At 32.9% G+C, this 11801-nt stretch carries 14 protein-coding genes; all 14 read right to left on the reverse strand.

Annotation, left to right across the window (positions count from 1 at the left end):
- On the reverse strand, window positions 1-772 hold a 772-nt coding region (locus CN514_RS18180), incomplete at its 3' end, for a histidine kinase dimerization/phospho-acceptor domain-containing protein (protein ID WP_286141745.1).
- An 8-nt stretch (window positions 773-780) separates the two neighbouring features.
- Window positions 781-1452, reverse strand: coding sequence for a response regulator transcription factor (locus tag CN514_RS18185; RefSeq protein WP_141529415.1), 672 nt, complete (start codon window positions 1450-1452; stop codon window positions 781-783).
- Between the two features lie 329 nt (window positions 1453-1781).
- Window positions 1782-2063: a hypothetical protein gene (locus tag CN514_RS18190; protein ID WP_098233810.1), complete on the reverse strand. Its 282-nt coding sequence runs from the start codon at window positions 2061-2063 to the stop codon at window positions 1782-1784.
- Between the two features lie 148 nt (window positions 2064-2211).
- Complete coding sequence (locus tag CN514_RS18195; protein ID WP_098233811.1) at window positions 2212-3540, reverse strand: LLM class flavin-dependent oxidoreductase; 1329 nt, start codon at window positions 3538-3540, stop codon at window positions 2212-2214.
- 14 nt (window positions 3541-3554) lie between these two features.
- Window positions 3555-4088: a GNAT family N-acetyltransferase gene (locus CN514_RS18200; protein ID WP_098233812.1), complete on the reverse strand. Its 534-nt coding sequence runs from the start codon at window positions 4086-4088 to the stop codon at window positions 3555-3557.
- A 15-nt stretch (window positions 4089-4103) separates the two neighbouring features.
- Window positions 4104-4577 carry a DinB family protein gene (locus CN514_RS18205; protein ID WP_098233813.1) on the reverse strand — a complete coding sequence of 158 codons (474 nt, stop codon included), beginning with the start codon at window positions 4575-4577 and terminating at the stop codon, window positions 4104-4106.
- A 10-nt stretch (window positions 4578-4587) separates the two neighbouring features.
- The gene (locus CN514_RS18210) at window positions 4588-5754 is read right to left on the reverse strand and encodes an amidohydrolase (RefSeq protein ID WP_098233814.1); all 1167 of its coding nucleotides are present in this window, start codon (window positions 5752-5754) and stop codon (window positions 4588-4590) included.
- A 25-nt stretch (window positions 5755-5779) separates the two neighbouring features.
- The gene (locus tag CN514_RS18215; RefSeq protein WP_098233815.1) at window positions 5780-6790 is read right to left on the reverse strand and encodes an LLM class flavin-dependent oxidoreductase; all 1011 of its coding nucleotides are present in this window, start codon (window positions 6788-6790) and stop codon (window positions 5780-5782) included.
- Window positions 6791-6807: 17 nt separating this feature from the next.
- Window positions 6808-7560 (reverse strand): amino acid ABC transporter ATP-binding protein, encoded by a 753-nt coding sequence (locus tag CN514_RS18220; protein WP_098233816.1) that lies wholly within the window; start codon window positions 7558-7560, stop codon window positions 6808-6810.
- The gene (locus CN514_RS18225; RefSeq protein ID WP_098233817.1) at window positions 7557-8267 is read right to left on the reverse strand and encodes an amino acid ABC transporter permease; all 711 of its coding nucleotides are present in this window, start codon (window positions 8265-8267) and stop codon (window positions 7557-7559) included. The genes CN514_RS18220 and CN514_RS18225 overlap by 4 nt, the downstream gene beginning before the upstream one ends.
- Window positions 8264-9046: an amino acid ABC transporter permease gene (locus CN514_RS18230; protein ID WP_098233818.1), complete on the reverse strand. Its 783-nt coding sequence runs from the start codon at window positions 9044-9046 to the stop codon at window positions 8264-8266. The genes CN514_RS18225 and CN514_RS18230 overlap by 4 nt, the downstream gene beginning before the upstream one ends.
- 26 nt (window positions 9047-9072) lie before the next feature.
- Window positions 9073-9888, reverse strand: coding sequence for a transporter substrate-binding domain-containing protein (locus CN514_RS18235; RefSeq protein ID WP_098233819.1), 816 nt, complete (start codon window positions 9886-9888; stop codon window positions 9073-9075).
- A gap of 29 nt (window positions 9889-9917) precedes the next feature.
- On the reverse strand, window positions 9918-10463 hold the full coding sequence (gene ssuE, locus CN514_RS18240; RefSeq protein WP_098233820.1) for an NADPH-dependent FMN reductase: 546 nt from the start codon (window positions 10461-10463) through the stop codon (window positions 9918-9920).
- Window positions 10464-10722: 259 nt separating this feature from the next.
- Entirely contained in the window at window positions 10723-11601 is an 879-nt protein-coding gene (locus CN514_RS18245; protein WP_098233821.1) for a LysR family transcriptional regulator, read from the reverse strand.
- Window positions 11602-11801 lie beyond the last annotated feature (200 nt).

Here is an 11801-nt window from a genome sequence, read left to right on the forward strand (position 1 = left end):
TTTTTTTATGTAATTGAATTTGCCCTGAATCTGATCTAGCTAAAGTTAATAAGCTTGCTACTAGTTTGGAAAGACGCCTATTCTCTTTTAACATAATTGAAAAGTCTTGTGCCTTTTCTTCGATTGTTGCACCTGGCTCTCTAAGCAATAACTCCAAACGTGATTGAATTACGGTTAAAGGCGTTCGAATTTCATGAGAAGCATCTGATACGAACTCTTGTTGTTTATGCCACGCGTTTGTTATTGGTACGAGTGCACGTCCAGCCAAAATATAACCTGCTACAACTGATAATGCACTTCCCAGAACCCAGCCAACGATTAATATGATTAATAATGTATCAACTAAATCCTTCTCCGAGTCGATATTTCGTAATATTTGTAGTGTAATTTTCCCTCGATTTGTCTCACCTTGAATTGAGATCGTTCGATAATTCATATCACCGATTTTATCATTATATATTTCGTTTATTTTAGTAGGATATTTAAGTTCATCTTGTAGAATAATCGCATTCATACCAGGCATGGGATTTACTAATTTTTTATTTTCATCCCACATGATCATTAAAACACGTGGATCTCGATTGGAAATTGGTAAACGATTTGGATTATCACTATTTTGTATACGATTAATATTCCATAAAAGTGATTGATCAACTTCTTTATATAAACGATTATTTGTATATGAATAAATTATTAAAGAAAGGATTCCAATTATTAAGATAAAAACTACTGAGTTTATAATCGTTAATCGAATTTTAGTTTTCTTAAACATCTCTTCACCTAGTCATCTTTCATAATATATCCGATTCCTCTGACAGTCTTAATCATACTTCCATAATTAAATGGCTCAAGTTTTTTTCGGAGTTGATGCACGTATACTTCAACGATCGCAACAGTCGTATCAGAATCAAATCCCCAAATTCTATCAAAAATTTGTTCTTTCATTAAAATCTTTCCTTGGTTTTGAATGAAGTATTCTAGTAGTTCATATTGTTTGATTGTTAGATGAATCGATTCATTATTTATTTCAACAGGGTGTTCTTTTCCTTTTAAAATGATACCTTGATACTTCAATGAACTATCCATTGTTAATTTACCACTTCTTCTAAGTAATGCATAAATTCTTGCTAGTAACTCCGGCCCTTGAAAGGGTTTTACTAAATAATCGTCCGCTCCTAAGTTTAATCCTTCAACACGGTCTTCTAGTGAATCTTTGGCAGTTAGGAAAAGAACTGGTGTATGTACACCCACTTTTCTTAAGTCCTTAACAATTTCAAAACCATTTTTCTCAGGCAGCATTACATCTAATACAATCACATCATATATGTTTTGCATCGCCAAGAAAAAGCCTTCTTCCCCTTCTAACGCCTTATCTACTTTAAAATCATTTAATAATAATTCAACGATTGAATTTAAAACTTCTATATGATCTTCTACAACTAAAATTCTCACTTGTTTTGCCTCCATTAGACTAAAAAGAAGCGTTCATCATATAACAACGCTCCCCTTTATTTATTCAAATCGTACTGCTTGAATTGGTCTCATATTTGAAGTTCTACAGGGAATACCCTAAAAATCACCCAAAATAATAGAGAAAATGTAAATGATAATAAGATACCAGGTATATTGAAAGCAATAACTATTATTGAATACAGTTTTGTTACACTTACACTTATCATACCACCAAATGAGTTAAGTACGAATATTCGGTTAAAGATTGTAATTGTATATCTGTTTCATGTTCATGTTTACCGATTGTAGTTCGAAAGTTTTTATAATCCTTAATTGCTGCTACCTGATGAACCACCTGGTTGTTGATTGAAATAACCTCCGCCACCATTTTGTGGGAAGCCGCTTCCGTTACGGAAGTTTCTCATCATCTCCGTACGGTCATTCGTTTTAAAGCTTAAATAGCCAACTCCAATTAACGTAAAAATGCCAATTACTAAATTGATAACTAATAAAATAGAAATGACTTTAGGCGAAAACGCACCCGTAGTTGAACGATTCTTCAAATTCGTTTTTTGGTTTTTTTCTACTAAATTTGATTCTAAATCTTCCATCTTGATTCCCCTCCTTAAATTCATTTAATTGAATTATGTAATAGAATCCTTAATTTTTACTTAACAACTAATTAGTTTTGACTTTTTTAGGATATAAAAATTATAAAAAAAACCACCTGTCTAAGATGGTTTTGGATAAATTTAAAGATTAGTTTTTAACAAGATTAGTAATATAACGATTTTCAGGAATTTGTAATCCTAAATTTCCTCTCAATGTAGATGATTCATATTCCGTACGATAGATTCCTCGTTCCTGTAATAATGGTATGACTTGCTCCGTAAAATCCTTTAATGCACTTGGAATTGCAGAATATATCATTAAACCGTCAGCTGCTTCCTGTTGATACCACTCTTGAATAAGATTAGCAATTTTTTCTGGCGTGCCAATAAATGCACTTCTAGGAGTAGCGGCTTGTAATGCTACCTGTCTAAGTGTTAAACCTTTTTCTTTCGCTTCTTTCTTTATTTTATCTGTATTACTTCTAAAACTATTTTTTCCTAAATCACCAATGTCTGGGAAAGGTTCATCTAAAGGATATTGAGAAAAGTCATGATGCTCAAAAAAACGACCTAAATAATCCAAAGCATTTTCAATACTTGTTAAATTAACAAGATCTAAATATTTTTGCTCTGCTTCCTCTTCTGTTTGACCAACTATTGGAGCAATGCCAGGGAAAATAACGATATCATCTTTTGATCTTCCGTATGCTACTGCACGATCCTTTACATCTTTATAAAATTGCTTAGCTTCTTCAATATTATCATGACCAGTAAACACTGCGTCAGCTGCTTTAGCAGCTAATTCCTTACCACTCTCTGAAGATCCAGCTTGAAACACAACTGGTTGACCTTGTTTAGAGCGTCCGATATTAAGAGGACCTTCTACTTGAAAATACTTCCCTTCATAATTTAATCGATGTAGCTTTTTCGGGTCAAAAAACACACCTGATGCTTTATCTCGAATAAATGCATCATCTTCCCAAGAATCCCAGAGACCTCTAGTTATTTCTAAATGCTCTTCTGCAATTTTATATCGGTCATCATGTGAAGGGTGACCATTTCTACTATAGTTTTTAGCAGATCCTTCAAGTGGAGAAGTAACTAAATTCCATCCTGCACGCCCATTACTTATATGATCAATTGACATGAATTGTCTTGCAACAGTAAATGGTTCACTATAAGTAGTTGAAAGCGTACCAACTAGGCCTATATTCTTTGTTACTCCTGCTAATGCTGATAAAATGGTAATTGGTTCAAAGCGATTTAAAAAATGTGGAATCGACTTTTCTGTTATATATAATCCATCTGCAATAAAAACTAAATCAAATTTTCCGTTCTCAGCCAATTTCACTTGTTCTTGGTAATAGGAAAAATTAACACTTGCGTCTGTTTGAACCTCTGGATGACGCCAGCCAGACATACTGCCTCCTACTCCATGCACTAGTGCCCCAAGCTTTAGTTTTTTTCTTTCTGTCATATTTTTCCCCTCCATTAATTTAATAATATTGCAGTATCTTTAATATTTAGTTCATAGCTTTTTACAAGTATATCTCCATTCATAAACTCATATTGTTTAGCTCGTTGAAACCCTATTTTTTCATATAAACTAATAGCAGATTTCATCATATCTGATGTATGAAGAACAATTCGGTCCGATCCCCATTCTAATGAAAGATTACAACTTGCTTTTATTAGTCTTGTAGCAATCCCTAATCCTCTTGCTTTAGGGGAAACACCAATTAATCGAATAATAGGATAATTAATCTCTAACTCAGATAATCCATATGCTTTTTCGGCAGAGTCATAGATAAAACAAGCACCTAATAGAACATTATCAACTATCGCAACAAGCTTTGTCTTAGTGTTGTTGTTATCCGTTGCATCAATAATACTATTTTTATAGTTTTCCCATTGTTCTTTTGAAAGAATAGCAGAATATTGTTCATATGCATCGATTAACACTTTTTTAATTTTATCTATCTCATCTGGTTTAGACTCTCTAATAATTAAACGTTTTGAAGACATAATTTACCTCCTCAATTAAACTAAGCTGTATTCATACAAAATACGTTGTATTTGTTTTAAATGAAGATGAACATGTGAAATAAAAGATTTAATTATGTCTTCAACTGTAACGATTGCATTTTGAGGGTTTATCCCGCTCTTCTTCCAATCATCACTTGTTAGTCTTTTAAGTAATTGACTATTGTAATATAAAATAACACGATATGTTTCTAGTACGTCTACACTATTTCCATCGTTTGCATATTGCCCTGCAATCCATTTATCTTGATTAAAAGCAGGTAATTGAACACTCGATCCAGCTAAAACTTCCCTTAGTCGAAAGTTCACTACAAATGCATGATCTAATAAATGAGTTAACACTTCTACAATACTCCACGATCTTTCATTTTTCTTCCAATGCAGTTTCTCTTTTGGAAGATTGAAAGTTTTTTGCGATAGTAAATCATAAAGTTGATTAAATTCACTTAATTCAATTGATAAAGTACTCATCTATTTCCTCCTATATTTTGACTACACTTTTTGAAAGTTCATTCAGTATCGTGATTGAAAAATCTGTAAAAAACCTAATACTTAGCGGGATTGCTTTCTCATCAAGATCAAATTTAGGGTGATGCCACTCATATTTTCCTGAGGTTCCAAAAAATACGAATAAACCTGGAATCTCCTCTAAATAAAAGGAAAAATCTTCACTTGCTGCAGATACAGACGGCTCAATTACACGTAGGTCTTGTTTAGTTGCTACATCTATTGCAATTCGAGCTAATTTTTCATCATTTACAACAGTGGGTGGACCTGGATTCCAAATTGTATGAACATCCGTTCTAAAAGCTTCACCAACAGACTTACAAATTTCATTTAATCGATTTTGAATGGTCTGTCTGACTTCCTTCTTAAAAGTACGAACCGTCCCACTAAAAACCGCTTTGTCAGCAATCACATTCGATGCTTTCCCACTATGGAATTTTGTTACACTTACAACTGCATTTTCAAGTGGACTAATATTACGGCTCACAATCGATTGAAGCGATGTAATAATATGTGATGCAGTAAGAATTGAATCTAGTCCTGCTTCCGGTACAGCAGCATGACTCGATTTCCCCTTTATTTCAACAGTAAATCCATCAGCTGCTGCCATTAAAGGACCTGACTTTATCCCAATGGTTCCAATTGTTAAATCCGGTTTATTATGCATACCAATAATCACTTTTGTATCCTTTAATACATTTGTTTTAAGAATTTCTAAAGCACCTTTACCAATTTCTTCTGCGGGTTGAAATATGATTTGTATTTTTCCGGGTAGCTCATTTTCGATTTGCTTTAATAAAATAGCTGTACCTAAAATTGCAACCGTATGGAAATCATGTCCACAAGCATGCATTTTATTAGCAATCTTTGATGAAAAAGATAATCCCGTTTCCTCCTGTATTGGAAGTGCATCAATATCTGCTCTAATTGCGATTGTAGGACCCTTCGTATCATCACCGATTTCAGCAACAAGACCAGTTTTTAACGGTAAAGATAGGATCTGTATGTTATACTCTGTTAAAAGTTGAGCAAGTGTGGCAGTAGTTTCATATTCTTCAAACGCTAACTCTGGAATTGCATGTAAACTCCTTCTTATTTGAATTAGCTTTTCAAGTAGCGCATCAGATAGATTAAATCGCATGATTTTCAACTCCTAAACGGTTAAGTCAAACTGTAATTTCTGAAAAAGCCTCTTTAATTAATTGAAGTGAACGAACTCTTCGTTCAAAGTCTGGAATTAATGATGTAAAAATAAATTCATCAATACCGTATTCTTTTTGATATTCAAAAACTCTTTTTTGGAAAGTTTCTTTTGTTCCCTTAAGAACGTCTGCCTCTCGAACTTCTGTCGTATAGGTTTGGCCAGCTTGTTTAGCGTAAATCTCTGCTTGCTCAAGCGTGCCGACATTTACAATTTGCCCATTCCCTAATGTAACTCGCACAGTTTGTAATTGATCTGATAATTTTAGTGCTTCCTCTTCCGTTTCAGTTACTATCGTAGACAAGGCTAAAATAAACTTTGGTTTTCGACCACTTTGATAATTAAAGGAATTATTATAAGCCTTGATCGCTTCCTTTGCTGCGACTGGGTCATTATTTATGAATAATGCAAATGCATATGGATAGCCTTTTTTAGCCGCAAAATTTGCACTTGATACACTCGTTCCTAACAAAAATAGCGGAACTCTGATCTGTGGTAATGGAGAAGCTTGTAAAGAATCAAATGAACTTACTTCTGATGCATCCTGATATAAAAAATTTTCTAGTTCATCGATTTTTTCTTCAAGAGATTGTGGCTCTTTTAAGTTTTTTTGCAGCTCCTGACTTGATTTTGGAAATCCTCCCGGTGCTCTTCCAATCCCAAGTTCTACTCTATTAGGAGACAAATTTGCTAACACATTAAAGTTCTCTGCAACTTTATACGGGCTATAGTGCTGTAACATAACCCCGCCTGAACCAACAGATATTCGCTCAGTTTTAGCTAGAATATGTGAAACAAGCACTTCAGGAGATGAGCCAGCAATACCTTGTGAATTGTGGTGCTCTGATACCCAAAATCGATTAAATCCTAATCTTTCAGCTTCTTTTGCTAGATTTATAGTGTTTATAAGTACTTCATTTGCAGTTTGACCAGGAAAAATAATACTTTGATCTAAGAAACCATATTTTAGTCCCATATTCTTTCCTCCATTTTTTAAATATAGTACATGTCTTCCTCTGAAAATCGTTTTAAAAACTGAATTGTTCTTTCTTCTTTAGGTGATTGAAATAACGCCTTGGGATCCCCTTCTTCAACAATGATGCCGCCGTCCATAAACACAACATGGTTAGCAACATCCCTAGCAAATGCCATTTCATGTGTAACGATAATCATTGTAATTCCTTCTTTTGCTATTTTTCGTATAATCGCTAATACTTCACCTACTAATTCAGGGTCTAAAGCAGAAGTTGGTTCATCGAATAAAATAACCTCTGGATTTAAAGCAAGCGCCCGAGCAATTCCTACTCTTTGTTGCTGTCCGCCGGATAACTGTAGAGGGTAAGATTCTAACTTGTTTCCTAAGCCTACTTTCTCAAGTAGTTCAGCGCTTTTTTTGTACGCAGCTTCCTTGGACCATTTTTTAGCTACTATTAATCCTTCCATTACATTTTCAACAACTGTTTTATTTTTAAATAAATTAAATTGCTGAAATACCATTGCTGTTTTCTGGCGCAATGATAGAATTTCGTTTTTAGAAGCTTGACTAAAATCCACATTAAAATCGTCTATTGATATTTTTCCTTTATTTGGTTTCTCTAAATAATTTATACAACGAAGTAAAGTTGTCTTCCCTGATCCACTAGGTCCAAGAATTGCGACGACTTCGCCTTTATTAACTGTTAAATCTATACCTTTTAACACATGATTTTTTCCAAAGGATTTTGTTACATTCGTTAAAGTAATCATTTCACTCCACCTCTACTAAAGACGCTAAATCTTTTCTCTAATAAACTTGTCATTCTTTCAATCACTAATGTAATTCCCCAGAAAATTAGTGCTGCTGCAATATATGCTTCAAAATACTTCCAATTTGTAGAGGCTACAATTTGTGCCTTTGCGTTTATATCTACAACAGAAACAATAAATGCCAAAGTTGATCCATGCAGCATTCCAATAAATGTATTTGATAAGTTTGGTAAACTCACAGCGAAGGCTTGTGGAAATACAATTCTTCTTAGTGCCTGGGTTGTTGTCATACCAACTGAATAAGCAGCTTCAATTTGTCCCCGATCGATATTTGTAATTCCAGCTCTAACCACCTCAGATAAATACGCACCTGCTGTAATAGAAAAGGAAATAATTGCAAAAGCCGTCATAGGAATTGATGATGAATTAAAAGATAAATGATAATGTTTAGCAAGTGAATCTAATAGCATTGAGATTGAATAATAAATAATTAACAAGTGCGTAATCATCGGTGTCCCTCGAATAATCGTAACGTAACTAGATGCTGCCTGACTCAATATTGGAACCTTATAAATACGAACAATAGCTGTAAAAGTTCCTATTACAAATCCAATAAGGACTGACAAAAAAGTTATGAAAAGTGTAGTTGGCATTGCAGGTAGTATTTGTATAAATGCCTCCCAAATAAATGAGAAATCCAGTTTCATAATCTCGTACCTTCTTTCACAACAACGACATCGCGATTCATTTTTCCAAATAAGTTACGGATTTTAAACGTTTTTTCTTTCTTTTCAACACTTGTTCTTTCATATTTTCCAAACCGGTTTTCTAATAAGATAAATCCTTTTTCAAGAAAGACACTTAAAATAAAATAAACGAGAGCAAGTGCAAGATAGGATTCAATGAAATGACGATTTAGTAAACCTAATGTTTGTGATTGGCCTGTTAACTCCATTACCCCCAAAGTAAAAGCTAATGATGTATCTTTTAGTGTTCCTATTAATAAGTTTCCTAAAATAGGGATCCATATAGCGAATGCTTGTGGTGCTATGATTCTCTTAAAAGCCTGATATCCGTCCATTCCAACAGAATAGGCCGCTTCAATTTGACCTCTATCTACAGCACTAACTGATGCACGAATTCCTTCTGAAATAAAGGCCGCACTGTGTAATCCGTATGTTAAAATGACAAAATATAAAACATCGATTCTACTAACATCTACTTCTACTAGTTTTAAAAGCTCAGGTACCCCATAGTAAATTAAAAATAATTGAATTAAGATTGGAGTTCCTCTAAAAAAAGAAACATATATCTGTGAGACTCTTTGAAAAATTGGTACTTTATACATTCTTGGTACGGCTATAAGTAAGCCAACACCCAACCCTACTAAAATAGAACTCCCTACAATGAATAACGAAATCTTTATAAAAGGTAGTAATTTAATAAAATATTCAAAGATCAATCCAGCTTTAAAATCAGCACCCATTCCTTCTCACCCTTTTGGTTTTAGCTTTAATTTTCGGTAAAATCAGCACCTAACCACTTTTTGCTTAAGCTAGCAAGTGTTCCATCTGCTTTTATTTTTAATATTACTCCATCGATAGCGTCTGCTAATTTTTGATCTTTTGCATCATTTTTTCTAAAGGCAAATAATACATCAGCCTCAGTCAAAGCTGACCCTACTGTTTTCAACTCACTTTTTGGATCAATCAAAGATAAGGTAAAATCTGCAGCAACTGTAGCATCTACACGCCCTGAAGTAATTTGCTGTACCGTGTCATTTGCTCCACCATTCTGATAAACAATTTTAATTGCGTTATTATGCTCTTTATTATAGTTTTCAAGAATTTGTGCTTCTGCACTAGTAGCGGATGTTAATACCTTTTTACCTTTTAAATCATCAATTGATTGAATCGAATTATTACCTTTTGCAACGACGATTTTATTTTTCCAATGCGCATAAGCTTCTTTGTTAAATAAATACTTTTCTTCCCTTTCTGGATTTTTTTCAATTTCGTGAGCAACAAAATCTATTTTCTTAGTTTCTAGACTTAACAATAAGCTCGAAAATTCATATGTTTTTAAATCAAACTTGTATTCTGGCAATCTTTTATCAATTTCTTTTACAAGTTCAACGTCAAAACCGGTTAGATTACCATCTTTATCGATAAAGCACACATTTGGGAATTGTGTACCAGTACCTACAACAATTCTTTGAACTTTTGAACCAGTAGCTGTTGCTGCCTCTTTATCTTTATTTTTTAAAGCAAATGTAATGATTAAAACTACGACTGCCAAGGATACAAGTGTAATCACAAACTTTTTCATTCCTATTTCCTCATTTCTGAATAATTTTTTTAAGGTCTTACTGCTAGCCAAATTAACTCTTCTGATAATTCTTCAGTTGCTTTATTTAATCTCTCTGTAATTTCATTAGCTAATGAAAAATGATTTTGATAATCTCTTATTACCCAATCATCAATTGCATAAACACCAGTAACAAAATGATTTCCCCCAAGAACAGAGAGAACTGGTTTTAATGCATAATCTAAACTGAGTAAATGGGCAATTGTTCCACCGATGAAAATAGGAAGGACAACTTTATTTTTCAAGCCATTCTGAGGAATTAAGTCTAAAAATATTTTTAATAAACCTGAATAGGAGGCCTTATAGACTGGTCCTGCAATAACAACCCCGATCGAATTCTCAATTTTATTAAGGGCTCCTTTAATTTCTTCATTATTAAAATCACTCTTAATTAAAGCTTCCGTTGGCAAATCCCCAATATTTACTTGGCATACTTTAATACCTTCATTAGTCCACTTTTCTTTTACAAATTGGAGTATGCCATTCAATCTTGAGTTTGGTGATGAGCTAGCAGAGATAATGACAATATCCTTCAACGTGTTCCCCTCCTTTTTAAAAACCTACATTCCTTATAGGTTAACTAGGAATTAATTGTTATAAACTTTATCACTGACAGAATATTTAGTCAACGTAATTTCCAATAGAACTTTTCTATCGTTTTATTAAATATTTGAATTAGCTCATTAATTTTATTGTTCCTTTAAGCACGATCTAGTTGATAGTTAATTGAGGATACCCCCCAATTCTAATATTTCCTTATATTTTTTAGCTTGATATAAAAGAAAAAAGAGTTGGCTATTTCACCAACTCTTTGCTTAAATTAACTATTTCATTCATTAAATCTGAATACTCACCACGATTACAGAAAATATTTGTTTGTAGATAAATTCCTTTTGTCTCTTCAATATATATTGGATATAGCAATCCTTCATTAACTTCTTTCTTTACACATATACTTGGTAAGAAAGCAATTCCAAATTGTTCTAAAATAAGCTTTTTAGCCATCTCTGAACTATCAGTGTGAATTCTTATGTTTGGTGGGACATCTAAATTTTCAAATAATCGATGAATTCTTAGCCAATCCAAAGAACCACATTCAAAGAAAATTAGATTTTCCTGAGCAATATCTTGAATTGTAATTGATTTTCTTAAAATAAATGGATGATCTTTATAAACATAAAGTGTAATTGGATCTTCAAATAATTTAATTGATTGTAAGCTAGGGTGACTAATTTTCCGAACAAAACCTATATCAATTTCATTATTTAACACTTTATTAATTAATTCATCACTCTTACCTGTAATAACTTTATAATGTAAATCTTCATTACTTACCGAAAGTTTTGGCAGAATTTCTGAAATAACATAGTTTGAAACCGAAACAGTGCAGCCAATTTTCAATTCATTATTGTGTGATTTCTTTTGATTAATGTGCATCTTCCCTTTTTCGTATATATGAACTAATTGTTGAGCATACGGTAAGAAGCGCTTCCCCTCTTCTGTTATATTAACTTGTTTACCCGTACGGTGAAAAAGCTGACAATTTAATTCTCTTTCTAACGATTGAATTCTAGCTGTTACAGTTGGTTGTGACAGAAAAAGTGATTCTGCAGCTTTGTTAAAGCTACCATAGTGAATTACATGGATAAACGCTTCTATATTTTCAATATTAATGTCTTTCACATCCTTAAATAACAGTTTAGATAGATACATTAATTATTCATCTTTATTCAATTCAGTTGATTCGATCCTACTACTCTTTTTTTAAAATATTAGCATTAATAAAGTCTATTAGAAAATATTATTTTTATATTTTGATCTTTACATATTTTTCGAAGCATATAAAATCCTTTTTTATATACTACATTCTAAAC

Origin of the sequence: Bacillus sp. AFS001701 (assembly GCF_002559405.1) — a bacterium.
In the GTDB taxonomy this organism is placed as follows: domain Bacteria; phylum Bacillota; class Bacilli; order Bacillales; family Bacillaceae_G; genus Gottfriedia.